We start from the raw sequence: 24465 nt of genomic DNA on the forward strand, positions 1-24465 counted from the left end.
CACGACTATCTTTTGATCAACTTTGCATAAAAGAAACCATCACCATCTTCAGGATGTGGCAGGTTTTGTCTACCAGGAGCTGAAGCCGAGCCTGTTTCAACCAACTCAGCTTCACTATGCCGTTGCAGGAATGCGGCAATTTGTTGCTGATTCTCTTCGGGCAATATAGAGCAGGTAGCATAAACCATTACGCCACCTTTTTTCAGTTTAGGCCAGATAGCTTCAATAATCTCAAATTGCAATTGGGCTAACTCGGCAATGTCACTGTCCCGACGTAGCCATTTAATATCAGGGTGACGGCGAATAACGCCCGTTGCGGAACAAGGTGCATCTAGCAGTATTCGATCAAATTGTTGATCACCACACCATGCATCTGGGGTTCGCCCATCACCGACTCGTACAATGGCATTTAATTTCAGACGCTGTAAGTTTTCTTTGACCCGACTAAGACGCTGTTCATCAATATCAACGGCCAATACATGGGCTTTGGGTGCTGCTTCCAGAATATGCGTTGTTTTCCCCCCAGGAGCTGCACAGAGATCAAGGATCTGCTCACCATTCTGCGGATCAAGCAGATCAACACAACCCTGTGCTGATGCATCTTGCACGGTTACCCAGCCAAGTTCAAAACCGGGTAGGTCATTAACTGCGCAAGGTGTGATAAGGCGGACTGCATCGGGATAAGTTTCATGTGGCAAGGCGTCAATACTGGCTTGTTTTAAGAGGTCTAGATATTCATCGCGCGAATGGTGTAGTCGACTAACTCGCAACCACATTGGTGGTTTCTGGTTATTTGCATCTAGAATCTGTTGCCATTGGTCTGGATAGGCTTGCTTAATGCGTGCTAACAACCAACTTGGATGTAGGTAACGGCTATCGTTATTTGCGGCTCTTTCCAGTAATTCCACTTGTTGGCGTTGGAACTGGCGTAGCACACCGTTGATTAACCCTTTTAATTGTGGGCGCTTCAGTGCAGTTGCACCTTCGACTGTCTCCGCTAGAGCGGCATGCGGGGGAATACGTGTGTATATGAGCTGATAAAGTCCAACCATAATCAGGTAATGAAAAACACGCTGTTTCCCGGTCATCGGGCGCGCCATTAGCTGCTGGATACACCACTCGAGTTGTGGCAGGACGCGCAACGTGCCAAAACACAACTCCTGCAGCAATGCGCGGTCTTTATCAGAAATATTTTTATGTAGCGCAGGTAAGACAGTACTGAGTGATTGCCCCTGATCCAATACCTGGCTAATTGCTTTAGCAGCGATGCTGCGGAGATTATATGTGTTTTTCATAACCAAAAAAGCCGACAAACGTCAGCAAATAAAGGGAAAATGGCCCGATGATGAAGTATCGGGCAATGAAATTTATCAGAGAGAACTGAGCTATTATGCTAGTTGGCTACCCGGAGTAAACCATTCGCGTCGTGAATTTAATAAGTCTGCGGCTGACATGGCTTTTTTCCCGGCGGGTTGCAGTTGGGTGATATTCAAGACGCCCTCTGCAGTGGCAACTTGAATACCATATTTGTCCGCATGGACGATAGTCCCAGGCACCACATTATCAACCGCAGCAAGCACTTGTGCTTGCCAAACTTTGACAGGCTGTTCATCGACAACAAAATAGCTGACTGGCCAAGGATTGAATGCACGAATACAACGTTCTAGCTGAACTGCAGAAAGTGACCAATCTAGTTTGGCTTCCTCTTTACTGAGTTTTTCTGCATAGGTCACTTGTGCTTCATCTTGTACTTCAGGCTGGGCACGGCCTTCTGTTAATTGTTGCAGCGTGACCAACAATCCCTGAGGACCCAGCTGTGCCAATTTATCGTACAGAGTTGCACTGGTATCTTCTGGCTGAATGTCGCACTCAATTTTATGCAACATATCACCGGTATCTAACCCAACATCCATCTGCATGATAGTGATACCGGTTTTGGTATCTCCGGCCCATAATGCCCGTTGGATAGGTGCAGCACCACGCCAGCGCGGTAACAAAGAACCATGAACATTAATGCAGCCGAGTCGAGGCATTGCCAAGACTGACGCTGGGAGAATCAAGCCATAGGCAACCACCACCATGATATCGGCCTTAAGGTCAGCAACTAAATGTTGGTTTTCTTCCGGTCGCAATGATTTTGGCTGAAACACTGGAATATCGTGCTGCTCTGCGAGTACCTTAACCGGGCTGGGGGTGAGTTTATTACCTCGTCCCGCTGGACGGTCAGGTTGAGTGAAAACACCCACAATTTGATGTTGAGAAGACAACAGCGCGCCTAAATGGCGCGCTGCAAAGTCAGGCGTTCCGGCAAAAATAATCCGCAAAGAATCAGACACGTTAGTTTCCTGCATTAGAAGAAGTTAGTTGGCACGAGCATTCAATTTGGCCATTTTCTCCAGCTTTTGACGGATACGCTGGCGTTTCAATGGAGACAAATAGTCCACAAACAGTTTACCCACCAAGTGATCCATTTCATGCTGGATACAAATTGCTAATAAATCATCGGCTTCTAGTTCGAACGACTTACCTTCTCGGTCCAGCGCTCTGATTTTTACTTTTTCAGCCCGAGGAACTAATGCACGTTGCTCAGGAATCGAGAGACAACCCTCTTCAATGCCGGTTTCGCCGCTTTTTTCCAACAGTTCTGGGTTAATTAACACCAAACGCTGGTCACGATTTTCCGAAACATCAATGACGATAATTTGCAGGTGAACATCCACTTGTGTTGCAGCAAGACCAATACCTTCCTCTGCGTACATGGTGTCAAACATGTCGTCCACGATACGCTGGATTTCGCCATTGACTTCTTTTACCGGCGCAGCAATTTTGCGCAGCCGCTCATCTGGGTAATGTAATACTTGTAATACTGACATAAATATCTAGATCTGCGTCCGAGTAGTGAATGATATTCAATCTCTATTGTAGACATTTCCGGCCCTGATTGACAGCATCGGCTACCAATTGAACAAATCGGTGCTAGTAAAGAAAGTCAGCCAGGGAGGCGATATGTTAGTAGCAGAAATATGGCTCAGGATGAGCAAGATCAAGGGGCTTAGAGTAACAAAAGCTAGCACATTGACCAGGCGCTTACTTGCCCATGGCGATATTCATCCCAGCAGGTTGGCTGCCTATGGGTTGGATTCACAGCAATGTCAGCAATTCTTTCAAGCTGACCCTCATTATATTGAGGCGACACTCCGGTGGCTGGATCATTCCTCTCATCATCTACTGGCTTACGGTGAGCCAGATTATCCTCCTCGCTTAATGCATATTTCTGCGGCGCCATTAGTGATTTTTGCCTCTGGCGAGCTTGATGCCCTTTATCATCCACAAATAGCCATGGTTGGGAGCCGTCACTTTAGCCATTATGGCGAGCAGTGGGGGCGACACTTTGCTTCAGAGCTGGCATTGATGGGGTTAGTTATCACCAGCGGCTTGGCTGTTGGGATCGATGGAATATGTCATCAAGCGGCTCTGGATACGAAAGGAAAAACCATTGCAGTATTGGGGAGTGGTTTGGAGAATATATACCCACGGCGTCATCGTCATTTAGCCTGTGAAATTGAGTCTCAAGGGGGTGTCTTAGTATCCGAGTTTCTGACAACAGCGTTACCTATTGCAGCCCATTTCCCCAGAAGAAATCGCATTATCAGTGGGTTAAGCTCGGCTGTATTGGTGGTGGAAGCGACGCTGAAAAGCGGTTCACTGATAACCGCCCGTTATGCAATGGAACAAGGTCGCGATGTTTTTGCTTTACCGGGGCCATTGGGCAGCGCCACCAGTGAAGGTGTTCACTGGTTAATCCAGCAAGGCGCTTACCTTGCAAGGTCTGCTCGTGAGGTCGCTGAACAAGTGAGCGGTTCGTTACAATGGATACCATTACCTGAGAAAGAAATTATTTCTTCATCCGAGGGGCAAGTTGAATTGCCATTTGTCGATGTGTTGGCTAACGTAGGAGATGAGGTGACACCCGTTGATGTCGTCGCCGAACGCGCCGGCCAACCTGTGCCAGATATCGTTAGCAAATTGCTCGAGCTGGAGTTAGCAGGGTGGATCGCAGCTGTACCCGGCGGCTATGTCCGATTAAGGAGGGCAGGCCATGTTCGACGTTCTAATTTACTTATTTGAAACTTATATGCATAACGAGTCGGAAATGCTTGTCGATCAAGACAAAATTACTGACGATCTTGCTGAAGCAGGTTTCTATCGTGAGGATATCAACAACGCCCTGAATTGGTTGGAGGCTCTTGCTGACCTACAAGAAGGGCAGAAAGCACCTTATCTCTATGCTGCTGATCCGCAGGCATTGCGCATCTATACTGCGGAAGAGTCCCAACGTCTGGATGCCACTTGCCGTGGTTTTATCCTATTTCTTGAATAAATTCAGGTATTGCACCTTGATACGCGTGAGATGGTTATCGATCGTATTATGGCGCTGGACTCCAATGAGATTGATCTGGAGGATCTCAAATGGGTTGTGCTGATGGTGCTGTTTAACATACCGGGTTATGAAAGCGCTTATCAACAGATGGAAGAGCTACTTTTTGAAGTCAATGAAGGTTATTTGCACTAAGTGGTAGTATCACGGGCTAATAACTTTATATAGAAGGCGTTATGACAAAAACAGTTACTGCCAAGGATAATGGGTCGTGTCCGGAATGTGGATCGGCGTTAGTCATTCGCAGCGGCGGTCATGGCCCATTCCTTGGTTGTTCACATTACCCCGATTGCCAGTATATGCGCCCATTAAAAGCGCAATCAGATGGTCATATCGTGAAAGTTCTGGAAGGGCAGCATTGTCCTAAATGCGGCTCAGAAATGGTGTTGCGGCAAGGGCGCTTTGGTATGTTTATTGGCTGTAGCCAATATCCGCAATGTGATCATACTGAAGTGATTGATAAACCCGATGAGACATCCATTGATTGTCCACAATGTGGGCAAGGAAAATTACTACAACGTAAATCCCGGTTTGGAAAGATCTTCCATGCCTGCAATCGTTATCCTGATTGCCAGTTTACGATTAATCAGCAACCCATTGCCGGAGAGTGTGCTTATTGCCACTATCCATTGTTAATGGAAAAGAGAACAGCACAAGGCGTAAAACGTTTTTGCGCCAGCAAGTTATGTGGGAAGGCAGTGGTCAGTGAGTAATAACAGCGTAAGTAGACAAGAGAAGAATGCGGTTTTCTCCGATGTATTGCGGGCATTGCAGCAAGAAGAGGTTATCGCCTATCCGACTGAAGCCGTTTTTGGTTTAGGTTGTGACCCTGATAGTGAAAAAGCAGTGAATGCTCTATTGGCATTAAAACAGCGTCCATGGCAGAAAGGGCTAATCCTTATTGCTGCCAACTATGAGCAGTTGAAACCTTATGTGGATGATTCTGCGCTGAGTGATGAGCAGCGAGCCACTATTTTCTCCTGCTGGCCTGGGCCAGTAACTTGGGTTATTCCCGCTCGCCCGGAAACGCCGAGCTGGCTAACAGGCAGTTTTGGTTCGCTGGCAGTCAGAGTGAGCGACCACCCGCTGGTACAGCAACTCTGCATGCAATATGGTAAACCACTGGTTTCAACCAGCGCCAATTTAAGCGGACAAGAGCCTTGCCGCACGATAGAGGAGATCAGAATACAATTTGGTCCCTCATTACCAGTGCTTGTTGGTCAGGTTGGTGGGCGTTTGAATCCATCTGAAATCAGAGATGCTTTAACCGGTAAGCAATTTCGTCAAGGGTAGAAAAGCATGTCTCAGAAGTTCGCAGTGTTTGGTAACCCGATTGGGCACAGTAAATCGCCGAGGATCCATACGCTTTTTGCCGCGCAAACGGGCATTGAGCACCAATACGGAATGGTATTGGCCCCTTATGAAACCTTCGAGCAAACATTAACGTCTTTTTTTGCTGATGGGGCGAAAGGGGCGAATATTACTACCCCGTTTAAAGAACGCGCCTATGCTCAGTGTGATGAGTTAACGGAGCGTGCGTCGCTAGCTGGTGCAGTCAATACTATCAAGCGATTAGAAGACGGGCGTTTGCTAGGTGACAATACCGATGGCATTGGTTTACTCAGTGACCTTCAACAACAGCATTTGATCCAAACCACTGATCGTATCTTATTAGTGGGGGCTGGTGGGGCCGCCCATGGTGTTATCCTCCCTCTGCTCTCATATGGGTGCAAAGTTGTTATCACTAATCGGACTTATGCACGAGCGCAACAAGTTGCAGAGGTATTCCATCATTTGGGCGAGATTGATGCGGTCGAAATGCAGAATCTAAGCGGGCAGCAATTTGATTTAATCATCAACGCCACTGCTTCGGGTATACATGGTGAGGTGCCAAACTTACCTACCGATATCATTAACCCACAAGTCCGCTGTTACGATATGTTCTATCAAGCTGACACCACGCCATTTTTAGTCTGGTGTAAGCAGTGGGGAGTGACTAACTGTACCGATGGTTTAGGAATGCTGGTGGGGCAGGCGGCGCATGCTTTCCAGCTTTGGCATGGTGTGATGCCTGAAATTACACCAGTACTCAATCAACTTCGTGATGAACTGGGTAGATAGACATTTAATTTAGGTCTGCAGTCAGCAATACAGAGGCAGGGAGAGCAATGGGCTATTCCCTGCAGCAGATATTCCGATCTATTTAGTTCCTGCTAGATAGTCATCTTTCCAACGCACATAGTTATCTGCGGAATAACGCAGACCTTCCACTTCTGCCGGTGTTAAAGGGCGGGCTTGTCTGGCAGGGCTGCCCATATAGAGGTGACCACTGACTAAACGTTTCCCTGGAGAAACCAAGCTACCAGCACCAATCATCACCTCATCTTCTACTACAGCCCCATCTAATATGATGGAGCCCATTCCTACTAATACCCGGTTACCGATAGTGCAGCCGTGCAGCATGACTTTATGCCCTACAGTCACATCTTCTCCAATAATCAGCGGATATCCTTCAGGATTGTATTCAGACTGATGGGTAACGTGTAACACACTGCCATCTTGAATATTTGAGCGGGCACCAATGACGACCTCATGAACATCACCACGAATGGTAACTAATGGCCAGACACTGACATCATCACCCAAAGTCACCTTACCAATGATCACACTGGATCTATCGACCATGACACGCTCACCTAGCTTAGGTAGATGATGAAGATAGGGGCGAATGGCATCGGACATAGTAATAGCCTCTTTATATGAAAGTACTTTACCGGCAATACTAGCCTTTGTTGATGGAATTACAACCAATGGGACAGCGGGATCGCAGCGAAAATGCGGCGGATCGACCAAGATCTGCACGTAAGGAGTGAAAAGTATTCAAACAGTAGAAAAAGGCGAAAAAAGAGTTGTGCAAAAAATTCGACTCCCTATAATGCGCATCCATCGAGACGGCACACAACGAATCAAGTAGTTAAGTGACCGGCAAAGAGAACAGAGAAATTCAACGAAATTAGTAGTTGACTCTGAATGAGGAAAGCGTAATATGCGCACCTCGCGTTACCAACCACGGGTTGCTAACGCACTGCTCTTTAACAATTTATCAGACAATCTGTGTGGGCACTCGCAAGACGATATCGAAGCCTGTTTCGGCAGGCAGAAGAAATATCAAAGTCTTGAAGAGTGACCAAAGCAGTAAACATTTGAACTTCGGTTCGAATGCATATTTGCAGAAAGTAATCTTTGAGCATCGCTCTCTTTGCTTTTCATTAAGGAAAGGGTAGCAAATCAAACAAATCTTAAATTGAAGAGTTTGATCATGGCTCAGATTGAACGCTGGCGGCAGGCCTAACACATGCAAGTCGAGCGGCAGCGGAAAGTAGCTTGCTACTTTGCCGGCGAGCGGCGGACGGGTGAGTAATGTCTGGGAAACTGCCTGATGGAGGGGGATAACTACTGGAAACGGTAGCTAATACCGCATGACCTCGAAAGAGCAAAGTGGGGGACCTTCGGGCCTCACGCCATCGGATGTGCCCAGATGGGATTAGCTAGTAGGTGGGGTAATGGCTCACCTAGGCGACGATCCCTAGCTGGTCTGAGAGGATGACCAGCCACACTGGAACTGAGACACGGTCCAGACTCCTACGGGAGGCAGCAGTGGGGAATATTGCACAATGGGCGCAAGCCTGATGCAGCCATGCCGCGTGTGTGAAGAAGGCCTTCGGGTTGTAAAGCACTTTCAGCGAGGAGGAAGGCATTTCACTTAATACGTGAAGTGATTGACGTTACTCGCAGAAGAAGCACCGGCTAACTCCGTGCCAGCAGCCGCGGTAATACGGAGGGTGCAAGCGTTAATCGGAATTACTGGGCGTAAAGCGCACGCAGGCGGTTTGTTAAGTCAGATGTGAAATCCCCGAGCTTAACTTGGGAACTGCATTTGAAACTGGCAAGCTAGAGTCTTGTAGAGGGGGGTAGAATTCCAGGTGTAGCGGTGAAATGCGTAGAGATCTGGAGGAATACCGGTGGCGAAGGCGGCCCCCTGGACAAAGACTGACGCTCAGGTGCGAAAGCGTGGGGAGCAAACAGGATTAGATACCCTGGTAGTCCACGCTGTAAACGATGTCGACTTGGAGGTTGTGCCCTTGAGGCGTGGCTTCCGGAGCTAACGCGTTAAGTCGACCGCCTGGGGAGTACGGCCGCAAGGTTAAAACTCAAATGAATTGACGGGGGCCCGCACAAGCGGTGGAGCATGTGGTTTAATTCGATGCAACGCGAAGAACCTTACCTACTCTTGACATCCACAGAACTGAGCAGAGATGCTTAGGTGCCTTCGGGAACTGTGAGACAGGTGCTGCATGGCTGTCGTCAGCTCGTGTTGTGAAATGTTGGGTTAAGTCCCGCAACGAGCGCAACCCTTATCCTTTGTTGCCAGCACGTAATGGTGGGAACTCAAAGGAGACTGCCGGTGATAAACCGGAGGAAGGTGGGGATGACGTCAAGTCATCATGGCCCTTACGAGTAGGGCTACACACGTGCTACAATGGCAGATACAAAGTGAAGCGAACTCGCGAGAGCAAGCGGACCACATAAAGTCTGTCGTAGTCCGGATTGGAGTCTGCAACTCGACTCCATGAAGTCGGAATCGCTAGTAATCGTAGATCAGAATGCTACGGTGAATACGTTCCCGGGCCTTGTACACACCGCCCGTCACACCATGGGAGTGGGTTGCAAAAGAAGTAGGTAGCTTAACCTTCGGGAGGGCGCTTACCACTTTGTGATTCATGACTGGGGTGAAGTCGTAACAAGGTAACCGTAGGGGAACCTGCGGTTGGATCACCTCCTTACCTAACGATACGCATTGCGCAGTGTCCACACAGATTGTCTGATAGAAAGTAACGAGCAAATAAAGCCGGACTGAGAAATTGGTCGGGCTTTAGTACCTTGTTGGGTCTGTAGCTCAGGTGGTTAGAGCGCACCCCTGATAAGGGTGAGGTCGGTGGTTCAAGTCCACTCAGACCCACCAACTCACCATTCCCTGTTGAGTTGTAGCAATAAGGTGATTTTGCTTTTTATATGGGGCTATAGCTCAGCTGGGAGAGCGCCTGCCTTGCACGCAGGAGGTCAGCGGTTCGATCCCGCTTAGCTCCACCATATAAAAAAACTATTTCAAAACGCACTGAGGTCGCAAGACACAGTGGGTTGTGAAATATTGCTCTTTAACAATCTGGAACAAGCTGAAAATTGAAACAATACAGCTGAACATTATCTCTCCGTAGATGTACTGAGATAATAAGTAACCTGTATTAGAGTCTCTCAAATAATCACAACGCAAGTGGTCGAAAGACACCTTCGGGTTGTGAGGTTAAGCGACTAAGCGTACACGGTGGATGCCTAGGCAGTCAGAGGCGATGAAGGGCGTGCTAATCTGCGAAAAGCGTCGGTAAGCTGATATGAAGCGTTACAACCGACGATACCCGAATGGGGAAACCCAGTGCAATTCGTTGCACTATCGTTAGATGAATACATAGTCTAACGAGGCGAACCGGGGGAACTGAAACATCTAAGTACCCCGAGGAAAAGAAATCAACCGAGATTCCCCCAGTAGCGGCGAGCGAACGGGGAGGAGCCCAGAGTCTGAATCAGTTTGTGTGTTAGTGGAAGCGTCTGGAAAGTCGCACGGTACAGGGTGATAGTCCCGTACACAAAAATACACTTGCTGTGAACTCGATGAGTAGGGCGGGACACGTGACATCCTGTCTGAATATGGGGGGACCATCCTCCAAGGCTAAATACTCCTGACTGACCGATAGTGAACCAGTACCGTGAGGGAAAGGCGAAAAGAACCCCGGCGAGGGGAGTGAAATAGAACCTGAAACCGTGTACGTACAAGCAGTGGGAGCACCTTCGTGGTGTGACTGCGTACCTTTTGTATAATGGGTCAGCGACTTATATTTTGTAGCAAGGTTAACCGAATAGGGGAGCCGTAGGGAAACCGAGTCTTAACTGGGCGTCTAGTTGCAAGGTATAGACCCGAAACCCGGTGATCTAGCCATGGGCAGGTTGAAGGTTGGGTAACACTAACTGGAGGACCGAACCGACTAATGTTGAAAAATTAGCGGATGACTTGTGGCTGGGGGTGAAAGGCCAATCAAACCGGGAGATAGCTGGTTCTCCCCGAAAGCTATTTAGGTAGCGCCTCGTGAACTCATCTTCGGGGGTAGAGCACTGTTTCGGCTAGGGGGCCACCCCGGCTTACCAAACCGATGCAAACTCCGAATACCGAAGAATGTTATCACGGGAGACACACGGCGGGTGCTAACGTCCGTCGTGAAGAGGGAAACAACCCAGACCGCCAGCTAAGGTCCCAAAGTCATGGTTAAGTGGGAAACGATGTGGGAAGGCATAGACAGCCAGGATGTTGGCTTAGAAGCAGCCATCATTTAAAGAAAGCGTAATAGCTCACTGGTCGAGTCGGCCTGCGCGGAAGATGTAACGGGGCTAAACCATGCACCGAAGCTGCGGCAGCGACACTTAGGTGTTGTTGGGTAGGGGAGCGTTCTGTAAGCCGTTGAAGGTGAACTGTGAGGTTTGCTGGAGGTATCAGAAGTGCGAATGCTGACATAAGTAACGATAATGCGGGTGAAAAGCCCGCACGCCGGAAGACCAAGGGTTCCTGTCCAACGTTAATCGGGGCAGGGTGAGTCGACCCCTAAGGCGAGGCTGAAAAGCGTAGTCGATGGGAAACAGGTTAATATTCCTGTACTTGGTGTTACTGCGAAGGGGGGACGGAGAAGGCTAGGCTAGCCGGGCGACGGTTGTCCCGGTTTAAGCATGTAGGCGGAGTGACCAGGTCAAATCCGGTTGCTTATCAACGCTGAGGTGTGATGACGATGCACTACGGTGCAGAAGTAGTTGATGCCAAGCTTCCAGGAAAAGCCTCTAAGCATCAGGTAACATTAAATCGTACCCCAAACCGACACAGGTGGTCAGGTAGAGAATACTCAGGCGCTTGAGAGAACTCGGGTGAAGGAACTAGGCAAAATGGTGCCGTAACTTCGGGAGAAGGCACGCTGGCATTAGGTGAAGAGACTTGCTCTCGTAGCCGAAGCCAGTCGCAGATACCAGCTGGCTGCAACTGTTTAATAAAAACACAGCACTGTGCAAACACGAAAGTGGACGTATACGGTGTGACGCCTGCCCGGTGCTGGAAGGTTAATTGATGGGGTCAGCCGCAAGGCGAAGCTCTTGATCGAAGCCCCAGTAAACGGCGGCCGTAACTATAACGGTCCTAAGGTAGCGAAATTCCTTGTCGGGTAAGTTCCGACCTGCACGAATGGCGTAATGATGGCCAGGCTGTCTCCACCCGAGACTCAGTGAAATTGAACTCGCTGTGAAGATGCAGTGTACCCGCGGCAAGACGGAAAGACCCCGTGAACCTTTACTATAGCTTGACACTGAACATTGAGCCTTGATGTGTAGGATAGGTGGGAGGCATCGAAGCGTGGACGCCAGTCTGCGTGGAGCCAACCTTGAAATACCACCCTTTAATGTTTGATGTTCTAACTCGGCCCCATAATCTGGGGTGAGGACAGTGTCTGGTGGGTAGTTTGACTGGGGCGGTCTCCTCCCAAAGAGTAACGGAGGAGCACGAAGGTTAGCTAATCACGGTCGGACATCGTGAGGTTAGTGCAAAGGCATAAGCTAGCTTGACTGCGAGAGTGACGGCTCGAGCAGGTACGAAAGTAGGTCTTAGTGATCCGGTGGTTCTGAATGGAAGGGCCATCGCTCAACGGATAAAAGGTACTCCGGGGATAACAGGCTGATACCGCCCAAGAGTTCATATCGACGGCGGTGTTTGGCACCTCGATGTCGGCTCATCACATCCTGGGGCTGAAGTAGGTCCCAAGGGTATGGCTGTTCGCCATTTAAAGTGGTACGCGAGCTGGGTTTAGAACGTCGTGAGACAGTTCGGTCCCTATCTGCCGTGGGCGTTGGAAGATTGAGAGGGGCTGCTCCTAGTACGAGAGGACCGGAGTGGACGAATCACTGGTGTTCGGGTTGTCATGCCAATGGCACTGCCCGGTAGCTAAATTCGGAAGAGATAACCGCTGAAAGCATCTAAGCGGGAAACTTGCCTCGAGATGAGTCTTCCCTGGGGCTTTAAGCCCCCTGAAGGAACGTTAAAGACTATGACGTTGATAGGCTGGGTGTGTAAGTGCAGCGATGCATTGAGCTAACCAGTACTAATGATCCGTGAGGCTTAACCTTACAACACCGAAGGTGTTTTGTGTTTGAGAGATTTTCAGCGAAGTTTACAGATTGAATTGGCTGGCTGCATGAGAGTGATTGTGTAGCGAGTTGATGAAAACAGAATTTGCCTGGCGGCCATAGCGCGGTGGTCCCACCTGATCCCATGCCGAACTCAGAAGTGAAACGCCGTAGCGCCGATGGTAGTGTGGGGTCTCCCCATGCGAGAGTAGGACACTGCCAGGCATCAAATTTAGCGTGGCTGATATGGCTCAGTTGGTAGAGCGCACCCTTGGTAAGGGTGAGGTCCCCAGTTCGACTCTGGGTATCAGCACCAGTTACATGGGTTAAAGTTCGGTAGTTGTAGAAAAGAATTTACCTGGCGGCAATAGCGCGGTGGTCCCACCTGACCCCATGCCGAACTCAGAAGTGAAACGCCGTAGCGCCGATGGTAGTGTGGGGTCTCCCCATGCGAGAGTAGGACACTGCCAGGTATCAAATCAAGTAAAGACCCCATGCCAAAAGCGTGGGGTTTTTGCTTTTCAACGATTCAGTAAAATGAGATTGAATCTCTGACAAACCCTCTGTGTCTTCACAGAGGGTTTTTGTATTTTTACTGTATAAAAATCAATAGCGACTACTTTCTATACGGTATATGCCAAAATTTCAACAATGAAACATTTTCAGGTTGTTGCAGATCGCTCGACTTTTTACCAAAAAACCGCTATCTTCGGGCATCTAGAAGTCTAAACGTATAAATGGATATATTGAGGATATAGGCATGCCGATTCGGGTTCCTGATGAGTTACCAGCAGTGAGTTTCTTACGTAATGAGAATGTTTTTGTTATGACCTCATCACGTGCGAAAACTCAGGAAATTCGGCCCCTGAAGGTGTTGGTTTTGAATCTAATGCCTAAAAAAATTGAGACGGAAAATCAATTCCTACGTTTACTCTCTAATTCACCATTGCAGATTGATATCCAATTGCTAAGGATTGATAGCCGCGAGTCAAAAAATACGCCAGCTGAGCATCTGAACAACTTCTATTGCGACTTTGAAGATATTCAAGAGCAAAATTTTGATGGATTGATTGTGACAGGAGCCCCGCTGGGCTTGGTTGATTTCTGTGACGTTGCCTATTGGCCACAGATTGAACGTATTATCGCGTGGGCCAAAGATCACGTCACTTCAACCTTATTTGTATGCTGGGCGGTACAGGCAGCCTTAAATATCTTGTATGGCATCCCCAAGATGACGCGCGAGACCAAACTCTCTGGTATTTATCAGCACCAAACAGAAAAGCCTCTGGCGCTATTGACGCGTGGCTTTGATGAAACATTCTTGGCCCCCCACTCTCGTTATGCAGATTTCCCTATCGAGGTGCTTGAGCAATACACCGATTTGGATATTTTGGTTTCATCTGAAGAAGCGGGAGCCTACCTGTTTGCCAGTAAAGATAAGCGTGTAGCCTTTGTGACAGGCCACCCTGAATATGATGTCGACACTCTGGCGGGAGAATATCAGCGTGATCTGGCGGCCGGTCTTAATCCACAAGTTCCTCTTAATTACTTTCCAAATGATGATGCTTCTTTACCACCAAAAGCATCCTGGCGAAGCCATGGGCATCTGCTGTTTGCCAACTGGTTGAACTATTATGTTTACCAAATCACGCCATTTGATTTGCGCCACATGAACCCAACGCTCGACTGATTTTTCTCCCTTCAAATGTTAATAAAGGCGGCTGAATCGAGGCCGCCTATCTATTTTTTCCTCTTAGATACCCCATTATTTGTCAATTGAACTGGTCTGATCTCTTTATTAAACAATAGGTTACCTTGAAAAAATAAAGATAATGGAAGCCGATTCCTATCTATCAAAATCACCCATCAATGTTAACAATATGATAAATAAAGATTAAAAAATTATTTTAACTAAAAATGGAAATCGTTTTTGATTTTAATAATTAATTGATTATTCTTAGTCCTGTCGGGGTGAAAAGTGACCGTAAAATCTGACCTTCAATTTCCGGTTGGAATGCAGTACCCGATACGAATCCAAGAGTGACGCTACATTAGCGTTGATGTGAAAGTCGTGAGATTGGGAAGGGGAAGGACAATGACACAACAGTTAGTCGGCACGGAGTTAGTTTTCACCCAGCATTTTACTGCTGCAGAGCGACAGGTTTTGCCAGATGAAGCTATCGAATTCCTTACGGAATTAGTGGCGAAATTTGCAGAGTCGCGTGGCGAACTCCTTGCTGCGCGTGCATCCTGGCAGCAGGCTATTGATCAAGGTGCATTGCCTAATTTTATTTCGGAAACCAATTCCATTCGTGAAGGCGATTGGAGAATTCAGGGGATTCCGGCAGATTTACGCGATCGTCGAGTCGAGATTACTGGGCCTGTTGAGCGCAAAATGGTCATTAACGCGCTCAATGCCAATGTAAAAGTCTTCATGGCAGATTTTGAGGATTCACTGGCACCTAGCTGGGATAAAGTGATTGATGGCCAGATTAATCTGCATGACGCGGTCAAAGGCACGATTTCATATACCAATGAGTCCGGTAAAATTTATCAGTTGAAACCGAATCCAGCGGTATTGATAGCGCGGGTTCGTGGTCTGCATTTACCAGAAAAACACGTGAAATGGCAGGGAGAGGCGATCCCCGGCGGCTTGTTCGATTTCGCTTTGTATTTCTATCATAACTATAAGCAATTACTTGCCAATGGCAGCGGCCCCTATTTCTATTTACCAAAAATGCAGTCTTATCAGGAGGCCGCTTGGTGGAGTGACGTGTTCAGTTTTACCGAGCAGCGTTTCGATTTGCCACAAGGCACCATTAAAGCCACTGTGTTAATCGAAACCTTGCCTGCAGTATTCCAGATGGACGAAATTCTGTACCACCTGCGCCATCATATTGTTGGTCTGAATTGTGGCCGTTGGGACTATATCTTCAGCTATATCAAGACATTGAAAAACCATGGGGATCGTGTCCTACCCGATCGCCAGTCAGTCACCATGACGAAGCCATTCCTGAGTGCCTATTCTCGCTTACTGATCAAAACCTGTCACAAGCGCGGCGCTTTGGCGATGGGTGGCATGGCTGCATTTATTCCCAATAAAGACCCAGTCCAAAATGCACAAGTACTCGACAAAGTTCGTGCTGACAAAGAGTTAGAAGCCAGCAATGGTCATGATGGCACATGGGTTGCTCACCCAGGTTTGGCGGATACCGTGATGGCGGTCTTTAACAAGGTTTTGGGCGACCGACCTAATCAATTAGAAGTGACTCGTGAGCAGGACAAACCTATTACTGCCGCTGAGTTACTGGAACCTTGCACCGGCGAGCGTACCGAAGAAGGAATGCGAGCCAATATCCGGGTTGCCGTGCAATACATTGAGGCTTGGATATCAGGTAATGGTTGTGTACCGATTTACGGCTTGATGGAAGATGCCGCGACGGCAGAGATTTCCCGTACTTCGATTTGGCAATGGATACATCACCAGAAAAGCCTGAGCAATGGTCAGACGGTGACGAAAGAACTGTTCCGCAGCATGTTGAGTGAAGAAATGCAGGTAGTGAAGCTTGAACTTGGCGCAGAGCGCTTTGATGGTGGGCGGTTTGAAGAAGCGGCTCGCTTGATGGAGCGTATTACAACACAAGACGAGCTTATCGACTTCCTGACGTTACCAGGCTACGCATTACTGGCCTGAGTCGACACCCTATTAAACCCTACAAAATTGAATAACAAGGAATATCGCCATGACGACCTCTCGTACTCAACAAATTCAGCAGTTAGAACAAGAATGGAAATCACCGCGTTGGGAGGGGATTACTCGTCCCTATAGTGCAGAAGAAGTGATCAAATTACGCGGTTCTGTTAATCCGGAATGCACATTGGCGCAGCACGGGGCTAAAAGATTATGGGCGTTGCTGCACGGCGAATCGCGTAAAGGCTATATCAACTGTCTGGGGGCTTTAACGGGGGGGCAGGCATTGCAGCAGGCGAAAGCCGGAGTTGAGGCTATCTATCTGTCGGGCTGGCAGGTAGCGGCAGATGCCAATACGGCGTCAAGCATGTACCCGGATCAGTCTCTGTACCCGGTCGACTCCGTTCCTGCGGTGGTTAAACGCATTAATAACAGTTTCCGTCGTGCAGATCAGATTCAGTGGTCAAATAATATTGAGCCGGGTAGCAAAGGCTACACCGACTATTTCCTGCCAATTGTAGCGGATGCTGAAGCCGGTTTTGGTGGGGTGTTAAATGCGTTTGAATTGATGAAGGCCATGATCGAGGCAGGGGCTGCTGGTGTGCACTTTGAAGACCAGTTGGCCGCCGTGAAGAAATGCGGTCACATGGGCGGTAAAGTATTGGTTCCAACCCAAGAAGCGATTCAAAAGCTGGTTGCCGCTCGTTTAGCTGCTGACGTTCTGGGAGTACCAACGTTGCTGATTGCCCGTACTGATGCAGATGCTGCTGATTTGCTGACCTCCGATTGTGACCCTTATGATAGCGAATTCATCACTGGCGAGCGCACTGCGGAAGGTTTTTTCCGCACTCATGCCGGCATTGAGCAAGCCATCAGCCGAGGTCTGGCTTATGCCCCTTATGCGGATTTGGTGTGGTGCGAAACCTCTACGCCAGACCTGACTTTGGCCAAGCGTTTCGCTGATGCGATTCACGAAAAATTCCCCGGGAAATTATTGGCCTACAACTGTTCGCCATCGTTCAACTGGAAAAAAAATCTCAGCGATGCGCAAATCGCCAGTTTCCAGGATGAGCTGTCAAAGATGGGCTACAAATACCAGTTTATTACACTGGCTGGCATCCATAGCATGTGGTTCAACATGTTCGATCTAGCCCATGCTTATGCACAGGGCGAGGGCATGAAGCACTATGTTGAGAAAGTACAGCAACCAGAGTTTGCCTCTGTTGAGCGCGGCTATACTTTTGCCTCCCATCAGCAAGAAGTGGGAACTGGCTACTTTGATAAAGTGACCAATATCATTCAGGGCGGTGAGTCATCTGTCACCGCGTTGACTGGCTCGACGGAAGAACAGCAGTTTTAGTCTGCTGACTGAGTAAAAATATCAAGTTATCAAGAGCCTGCTTATGCAGGCTCTGTTCCGTATGGTTGGGGGGCAGCATGGTGGGAAAGCTGGAACAATTAATCGCTCAGACAATTTTGCAGGGATTCGATGCGCAATATGGCCGCTTTCTAGAGGTCACTGCTGGTGCTCAACATCGCTTTGAACAGGCAGACTGGCAAGCTGTTCAGCAGGCGATGAAAAAGCGTATTCATCTCTATGATCACCATGTCGGTTTGGTGGTTGAGCAACTCCAGCACATCACAGATCAGCGTTGCTTTGATGTGGCGTTCTTAGCGCGAGTGAAAGAAATTTATACCGGATTGTTACCGGATTATCCGCGCTTTGAAATCGCCGAAAGCTTTTTTAACTCGGTTTATTGTCGGCTGTTTAAACATCGTGATTTAACACCCGATAAATTGTTTGTCTTTAGTTCTCAGCCTGAGCGGCGTTTTCGCGAAATCCCACGCCCCTTAGCACGTGATTTTTCCCCTAAAGGGAATCTGAGTGGCATGTTGCAGGTGGTGCTCAATGATTTACCGCTGCGCTTACCTTGGGAAAATCTCCCGCGCGATATTGATTATATTGTGGCGGCACTGCGGCAAAACTTTACCGATAGCCAACTTGCGGATGCACAGTTTCAAATTGCAAATGAGCTGTTTTATCGCAACAAAGCGGCTTGGCTAGTAGGGAAGCTGAGGTTGGCGGAGGAAGTCTATCCATTCTTATTGCCTATTCATCATAATGAATCCGATGCGCTATTTATTGATACCTGCCTTACCAGCAAGGCCGAGGCCAGCATCGTATTCGGCTTTGCCCGCTCTTATTTTATGGTTTATGCCCCCCTGCCAGCGGCGATGGTCGAGTGGTTGCGGGAGATTTTACCGGGTAAATCGACCGCTGAGTTGTACATGGCAATTGGTTGCCAGAAACACGGTAAAACGGAAAGTTATCGAGAATACCTAACCTTTGTTCATCAATCTAGCGAACAATTTATTATTGCGCCGGGCGTCAAAGGCATGGTGATGCTGGTGTTTACTTTGCCGTCATTTGATCGTGTTTTTAAGGTGATTAAGGACCAATTTGCACCGCAAAAAGAGGTTAGTCAGGCGCGGGTTTTAGAATGCTATCAATTAGTTAAAGAGCACGACCGCGTCGGTCGGATGGCGGATACTCAAGAATATGAGAATTTTGTCATTGATAAGCACCGTATTAGCCCTGAACTGTTGATGGAGTTACAACAGGAAGTACCTGAAAAATTGGAAGATTTAGGTGATCAAATCATCATTAAGCACCTGTATATAGAACGGAGGATGACACCACTAAACCTCTACATGGAGCAGGCAGATGATCAGCAACTGAAAGATGCCATTGAGGAGTACGGCAATGCCATTAAGCAATTAGCCGCGGCCAATATTTTCCCAGGTGACATGTTATTTAAGAATTTCGGCGTGACCCGGCATGGGCGTGTGGTGTTCTACGATTACGACGAGATTTGTTATATGACTGAGGTAAATTTCCGCGACATCCCCCCTCCGCGCTATCCGGAAGATGAGATGGCCAGCGAGCCGTGGTATAGCGTTTCCCCTAATGATGTCTTCCCGGAAGAGTTCCGGCATTTCTTATGCAGCGACCGAAAGGTCCGACATTTTTTTGAAGAGATGCACAGTGATCTTTTCCATGCCAGTTATTGGCGGGGTTTGCAGCAGCGTATCCGGAACGGGCATGTGGAGGATGTTTTCGCCTATCGGCGTAAGCAGCGTTTCTCTCAGAGGGTGATTGGTTGATGGCGACTGCGCAGGCGGATTTTGGGCTTAGGCTGTGCTCAAGCATCTCAAAATCCGCTGCCCCTTGAACCCCTATGACTCAACTAATTACGATTGCCACCACCATAAGATTGCGTAATTTCTTTCGCTGCATGAATAACTAGCGCACCCAGTTCAGTGACACGATCGTCGGTAATACGCGAAACCGGGCCGGAGATGGAGATCGCTGCAAAGGCTTCGTGATGCTCATCGAATAAACACGCGGCAATACAACGCAGACCGAGGGCATGTTCTTCATCGTCGAATGAGTAGCCTTGCTTGCGGATCAACGCCAGATTCTCTTTCAAGCTGGCGGGGTTAGTGCGGGTGTGCTGGGTATAAGCATGCAGCCCCTTTTTATGTAAAAGTTGCACTAACTGCTCGTCTGACAAAGTAGAGAGGAAGGCTTTACCCGCGCCAGAAGCATGCATCGGCAACTTGCCGCCAATCGGTGCAGACATACGCATCAGTGCAGTACATTGTACCTGGTCAATAATAATGGCTTGATAATCACTGTGGTCAAGTACGGCTAAATTGACCGTTTCGCCAGATTCATCCATTAAGCGACGTAACATCGGGTGAACCATAGCCAGCAGATTGCGGCTTTGCAAAAAGCTGCTGCCAACAATAAAGGCGTGAGCGCCCATCGTCCAAAGACCTAAATCCCCCACTTGGCGAACAAAACCTTGCTGTTGCATCGTGGTCAACAGGCGATGAGTGGTAGAGTTTGGTAAACCCGCCTGTTGCGCTAAATCAGTCAGAGCAACACTGCCTTGAGCTTCGGAAATATATTCCAGTAATTTAAGTCCGCGAGTTAATGATTGAACCTGACCGGTTGCCGCAGGTGTTGATTGTGCGGCTGCCTTGGGTTTCTTTCCCCGTTTAATCGGAATAGGTAACGCCATAAATCAGCCTCTCAGTTATTTTTATGGAATTCATTTTCGTTTTTCAATTATGCATGCAAACGGTAAAAAATGCTCATCCGATGAGTCAACATCTCTACCTGAAAAAGTCTCAACTGGGAGCGGACTCATTACGTCGGTAACTTGTGCTAGGATGACAGACTGATTTGTGAATGGATTATTTTTCAGCATATCTGATACTAATAAAATACAAAAAATACGTCGGGCGATGGCAAGGCAATAGGGCGAAGAGGCGACAGTGGTGGATACAGTAACAAATAATAAAATTAAGGAATTACACCAGCAGCTAGCACAACGGATCTTAGTGTTGGATGGTGGTATGGGCACCATGATTCAGAGCTATCGATTGGAAGAGGCTGATTACCGGGGCGCTCGCTTTGCCGATTGGCCCAGTGATCTGAAAGGCAACAATGACTTGCTGGTGCTTTCCAAGCCGGAGGTCATTACCGCCATTCACAATGCCTACCTCGAGGCGGGTGCTGATATTCTCGAAACCAACACATTCAACTCCACCACCATTGCCATGGCGGACTATCAGATGGAGTCGTTGTCAGCGGAAATTAACTATGAAGCCGCTCGTCTGGCTCGTCTCTGTGCTGATGAATGGACCGCCCGCACGCCGGAGAAACCTCGTTATGTTGCCGGGGTGCTTGGCCCGACCAACCGTACTGCCTCTATCTCGCCGAAAGTAAACGATCCTGCATTTCGTAACGTCAGTTTTGATCAATTGGTTGAGGCTTACCGGGAATCAACCCGCGCGTTGATTGAGGGCGGTGTTGATCTGATTATGATTGAAACGGTCTTCGATACCCTCAATGCCAAAGCGGCGACATTCGCTGTTGAATCTGAATTCGAAGCCATGGGCGTGCTACTGCCGGTGATGATTTCCGGCACCATTACTGATGCTTCGGGCCGCACGCTGTCTGGTCAAACGACGGAAGCTTTTTATAACTCGCTACGTCATGTTAAACCGCTCTCTTTTGGTCTGAACTGTGCTTTGGGGCCAGATGAGTTGCGTCAATATGTCGCTGAGTTATCACGTATCTCTGAATATTATGTCAGTGCACACCCGAATGCCGGTTTACCGAATGCTTTCGGTGAATATGATCTGGACGCCAAAGAGATGGCCGAGCAGATTGGTGAGTGGGCGCGAGCGGGATTTTTGAATATTGTCGGTGGGTGCTGCGGCACGACACCACGGCATATCGCTGCGATGGTCAAAGCCGTTGCTGGCGTGGCACCTCGCCCACTGCCGGATATTCCGGTGGCTTGCCGTTTGGCGGGGCTGGAGCCATTGACAATTGATGCCAACACGCTGTTTGTGAACGTCGGTGAGCGCACGAACGTGACGGGTTCAGCCCGTTTCAAACGGCTGATAAAAGAAGAGAAATACGGCGAAGCGCTGGATGTGGCTCGCCAACAGGTTGAGAGTGGCGCGCAGATCATCGATATCAATATGGATGAGGGCATGCTCGACGCCGAGGCTGCCATGGTGCGCTTCCTCAACCTGATTGCCGGTGAACCGGATATCGCCCGCGTGCCAATTATGATTGACTCCTCAAAGTGGGATGTCATCGAGAAGGGCCTTAAATGCATTCAGGGCAAAGGCATTGTGAACTCCATTTCGATGAAAGAGGGCGTCGACGCCTTCATTCATCATGCCAAACTGGTTCGTCGTTATGGTGCAGCCATGGTGGTGATGGCCTTTGATGAGCAAGGGCAGGCTGATACCCGCGCGCGTAAAATCGAAATTTGCCGTCGTGCGTATAAAATTCTGACGGAAACTGTCGGCTTCCCACCAGAAGATATTATTTTCGACCCGAATATTTTTGCCGTCGCCACTGGGATCGAAGAGCATAACAACTATGCAGTCGACTTTATTGAAGCCTGTGCTGATATCAAAGCTGAACTGCCTTACGCCATGATTTCTGGCGGTGTCTCTAACGTCTCTTTCTCTTTCCGTGGCAATGATCCGGTGCGTGAAGCTATTCACGCAGTGTTCCTCTATTACGCGATTCGTAATGGAATGGACATGGGTATTGTCAACGCCGGGCAATTGGCTATCTATGACGATCTGTCGGATGAGCTTCGTGAAGCGGTGGAAGATGTCATTCTTAACCGTCGTGATGATAGCACTGAGCGCTTGTTGGAGCTGGCTGAAAAATACCGAGGCAGCAAGAGTGATGAGGTCGCGGTTCAGCAAGCTGAATGGCGTGGTTGGCCAGTGGTGAAGCGGCTGGAGTATTCGCTGGTTAAAGGGATTACCGAGTTCATCGAACTGGATACGGAAGAAGCCCGTCAGGAAGCTGACCGGCCTATTGAGGTTATCGAAGGGCCGCTGATGGCGGGGATGAATGTGGTTGGCGACCTATTTGGCGAAGGGAAAATGTTTCTGCCGCAGGTGGTGAAATCCGCACGGGTAATGAAACAGGCAGTCGCCTATCTCGAACCTTATATTGAGGCCAGCAAACAGAAAGGTAGCACTGCGGGTAAGATCCTGCTGGCGACGGTTAAAGGTGATGTGCACGATATCGGCAAAAATATTGTGGGTGTGGTATTGCAGTGCAATAACTACGAAATCATCGACTTGGGCGTGATGGTGCCAACCGAAAAAATCCTGCGCACTGCGCGGGAAGAAAAGGTGGATATTATCGGTTTATCTGGCCTGATTACTCCGTCGCTGGATGAAATGGTTAATGTCGCCAAAGAGATGGAACGGCAGGGCTTTACTTTGCCGTTGCTGATTGGCGGTGCTACAACATCCAAAGCCCATACTGCGGTAAAAATCGAGCAAAACTACAGTGGCTCTACCACTTATGTCTCGAATGCATCGCGTAGTGTGGGGGTAGTTTCAGCTCTGTTATCGGATACACAGCGCGATGAGTTTATAGCCAAAACGCGTAAAGAATATGAAACCGTTCGTATCCAACATGCTCGCAAGAAACCACGCACTCCGCCAGTCAGCTTGCAAACCGCTCGGGAAAACCAAACAGTCATTGACTGGGAAAATTATACGCCGCCAGTGGCGCATAAACTGGGAGTGCAAGCGGTAGAGGCCAGCATTGAAACACTGCGCAACTACATCGACTGGACCCCCTTCTTTATGACGTGGTCATTGGCGGGAAAATATCCACGGATTCTGGAAGATGAAGTGGTTGGCGAAGAGGCCAAGCGCCTGTTTGCTGATGCCAATGACATGCTGGATAAGCTGTCGACTGAGGGGTTATTACATCCGAAAGGAGTGGTCGGTTTGTTCCCGGCAAACAGTGTCGGGGATGATATCGAAATTTATCGTGATGAGCGGCGAGACGAGGTGCTGGCGGTCAGCCATCATCTACGTCAGCAAACTGAAAAAACTGATTTTCCGAACTATTGTCTGGCAGATTATGTAGCGCCTAAATCTAGCGGGAAAGCAGATTATTATGGTGCTTTTGCGGTTACTGGCGGGCTGGAGGAGGATGCGCTGGCTGATGCCTACGATGCCCAGCATGATGATTACAATAAAATCATGATTAAGGCGCTGTCCGATCGTCTGGCTGAAGCCTTTGCTGAATATCTGCATGAGCGGGTGCGCAAGGTGTATTGGGGCTTTGCGCCGAATGAAAATCTGAGTAACGAAGAGCTGGTGCGCGAGAACTATCAAGGAATTCGACCAGCTCCGGGGTATCCGGCGTGCCCAGAACACACAGAAAAAGGCCAAATCTGGCAGTTACTGGATGTGGAAACTCACACCGGGATGAAGCTAACCGAGTCCTACGCCATGTGGCCGGGTGCATCAGTGTCGGGCTGGTATTTTAGTCATCCAGAGAGCAAATATTTTGCAGTGGCGCAGATTCAACGTGATCAAGTTGAGGATTATGCCGCTCGCAAAGGGATGCCAGTCGCTGAGGTTGAGCGCTGGTTAGCGCCCAATCTGGGCTACGATGCGGATTAATTCTCCCTTCGTTCTTAATGTTGCAGGG

Annotated in this window: 15 protein-coding genes, 3 tRNA genes, 4 rRNA genes and 1 pseudogene; 18 read left to right on the forward strand and 5 right to left on the reverse strand. The window is 48.7% G+C overall.

Annotated features, from left to right (window positions below):
- Positions 1-5 precede the first annotated feature (5 nt).
- The 3 genes from rsmB to def all read right to left on the reverse strand — a co-directional run bounded on the left by rsmB (position 6) and on the right by def (position 2873).
- Positions 6-1295 carry a 16S rRNA (cytosine(967)-C(5))-methyltransferase RsmB gene (rsmB, locus tag ACIOG0_RS01310; RefSeq protein WP_050099604.1) on the reverse strand — a complete coding sequence of 430 codons (1290 nt, stop codon included), beginning with the start codon at positions 1293-1295 and terminating at the stop codon, positions 6-8.
- A gap of 93 nt (positions 1296-1388) precedes the next feature.
- Positions 1389-2336 (reverse strand): methionyl-tRNA formyltransferase, encoded by a 948-nt coding sequence (gene fmt / locus ACIOG0_RS01315; RefSeq protein ID WP_050099605.1) that lies wholly within the window; start codon positions 2334-2336, stop codon positions 1389-1391.
- Between the two features lie 24 nt (positions 2337-2360).
- Positions 2361-2873, reverse strand: coding sequence for a peptide deformylase (gene def, locus ACIOG0_RS01320; protein ID WP_050099606.1), 513 nt, complete (start codon positions 2871-2873; stop codon positions 2361-2363).
- 133 nt (positions 2874-3006) lie between these two features.
- Here def and dprA point away from each other — a divergent pair, with 133 nt between their 5' ends.
- From dprA to aroE, 5 genes and pseudogenes are all read left to right on the forward strand, one after another.
- On the forward strand, positions 3007-4128 hold the full coding sequence (gene dprA, locus ACIOG0_RS01325) for a DNA-protecting protein DprA (protein ID WP_050099607.1): 1122 nt from the start codon (positions 3007-3009) through the stop codon (positions 4126-4128).
- A pseudogene (locus ACIOG0_RS01330) lies at positions 4100-4573 on the forward strand (DUF494 family protein). Before dprA ends, ACIOG0_RS01330 begins: the two are co-directional and overlap by 29 nt.
- 41 nt (positions 4574-4614) lie before the next feature.
- Entirely contained in the window at positions 4615-5151 is a 537-nt protein-coding gene (locus tag ACIOG0_RS01335) for a type I DNA topoisomerase (protein ID WP_050099609.1), read from the forward strand.
- Positions 5144-5731 carry an L-threonylcarbamoyladenylate synthase type 1 TsaC gene (gene tsaC, locus ACIOG0_RS01340; protein ID WP_128451410.1) on the forward strand — a complete coding sequence of 196 codons (588 nt, stop codon included), beginning with the start codon at positions 5144-5146 and terminating at the stop codon, positions 5729-5731. The genes ACIOG0_RS01335 and tsaC overlap by 8 nt, the downstream gene beginning before the upstream one ends.
- A gap of 6 nt (positions 5732-5737) precedes the next feature.
- The gene (gene aroE, locus ACIOG0_RS01345) at positions 5738-6559 is read left to right on the forward strand and encodes a shikimate dehydrogenase (RefSeq protein WP_050099611.1); all 822 of its coding nucleotides are present in this window, start codon (positions 5738-5740) and stop codon (positions 6557-6559) included.
- 78 nt (positions 6560-6637) lie between these two features.
- On the opposite strand, the gene ACIOG0_RS01350 is transcribed toward aroE, so the two are convergent.
- Positions 6638-7180: a gamma carbonic anhydrase family protein gene (locus ACIOG0_RS01350; RefSeq protein ID WP_128451408.1), complete on the reverse strand. Its 543-nt coding sequence runs from the start codon at positions 7178-7180 to the stop codon at positions 6638-6640.
- A gap of 304 nt (positions 7181-7484) precedes the next feature.
- Here ACIOG0_RS01350 and ACIOG0_RS01355 point away from each other — a divergent pair, with 304 nt between their 5' ends.
- From ACIOG0_RS01355 to aceK, 12 genes are all read left to right on the forward strand, one after another.
- Positions 7485-7625, forward strand: a complete 141-nt coding sequence (locus ACIOG0_RS01355) for a hypothetical protein (RefSeq protein ID WP_162928760.1) — start codon at positions 7485-7487, stop codon at positions 7623-7625.
- A gap of 114 nt (positions 7626-7739) precedes the next feature.
- Positions 7740-9282: ribosomal RNA gene (locus ACIOG0_RS01360) — 16S ribosomal RNA — on the forward strand.
- Between the two features lie 102 nt (positions 9283-9384).
- Positions 9385-9461, forward strand: a tRNA-Ile gene (locus ACIOG0_RS01365).
- Between the two features lie 52 nt (positions 9462-9513).
- Positions 9514-9589, forward strand: a tRNA-Ala gene (locus tag ACIOG0_RS01370).
- Positions 9590-9798: 209 nt separating this feature from the next.
- Positions 9799-12706 (forward strand): 23S ribosomal RNA (locus tag ACIOG0_RS01375).
- Positions 12707-12815: 109 nt separating this feature from the next.
- Positions 12816-12931 (forward strand): 5S ribosomal RNA (gene rrf / locus ACIOG0_RS01380).
- A gap of 15 nt (positions 12932-12946) precedes the next feature.
- Positions 12947-13022 (forward strand) — tRNA-Thr (locus ACIOG0_RS01385).
- A 41-nt stretch (positions 13023-13063) separates the two neighbouring features.
- A 5S ribosomal RNA gene (gene rrf, locus ACIOG0_RS01390) occupies positions 13064-13179 on the forward strand.
- The 16S, 23S and 5S rRNA genes sit together here with 3 tRNA genes alongside, the layout of an rRNA operon.
- 287 nt (positions 13180-13466) lie before the next feature.
- Positions 13467-14396, forward strand: a complete 930-nt coding sequence (metA, locus tag ACIOG0_RS01395) for a homoserine O-succinyltransferase (protein ID WP_050101723.1) — start codon at positions 13467-13469, stop codon at positions 14394-14396.
- A 405-nt stretch (positions 14397-14801) separates the two neighbouring features.
- Positions 14802-16400: a malate synthase A gene (aceB, locus tag ACIOG0_RS01400; protein ID WP_128451113.1), complete on the forward strand. Its 1599-nt coding sequence runs from the start codon at positions 14802-14804 to the stop codon at positions 16398-16400.
- A gap of 49 nt (positions 16401-16449) precedes the next feature.
- Positions 16450-17757, forward strand: a complete 1308-nt coding sequence (aceA, locus tag ACIOG0_RS01405) for an isocitrate lyase (RefSeq protein ID WP_050101721.1) — start codon at positions 16450-16452, stop codon at positions 17755-17757.
- Between the two features lie 77 nt (positions 17758-17834).
- Positions 17835-19562: a bifunctional isocitrate dehydrogenase kinase/phosphatase gene (gene aceK / locus ACIOG0_RS01410; protein ID WP_050101720.1), complete on the forward strand. Its 1728-nt coding sequence runs from the start codon at positions 17835-17837 to the stop codon at positions 19560-19562.
- An 83-nt stretch (positions 19563-19645) separates the two neighbouring features.
- Here aceK and iclR read toward each other — a convergent pair whose 3' ends face one another.
- On the reverse strand, positions 19646-20485 hold the full coding sequence (gene iclR / locus ACIOG0_RS01415; protein ID WP_050101719.1) for a glyoxylate bypass operon transcriptional repressor IclR: 840 nt from the start codon (positions 20483-20485) through the stop codon (positions 19646-19648).
- Between the two features lie 256 nt (positions 20486-20741).
- On the opposite strand from iclR, the gene metH reads away from it, so the two are divergent.
- Complete coding sequence (gene metH, locus ACIOG0_RS01420) at positions 20742-24437, forward strand: methionine synthase (RefSeq protein ID WP_128451114.1); 3696 nt, start codon at positions 20742-20744, stop codon at positions 24435-24437.
- The last annotated feature ends 28 nt before the right edge of the window (positions 24438-24465 follow it).

Origin of the sequence: Yersinia vastinensis (assembly GCF_044905075.1) — a bacterium.
Taxonomy (GTDB): domain Bacteria; phylum Pseudomonadota; class Gammaproteobacteria; order Enterobacterales; family Enterobacteriaceae; genus Yersinia; species Yersinia vastinensis.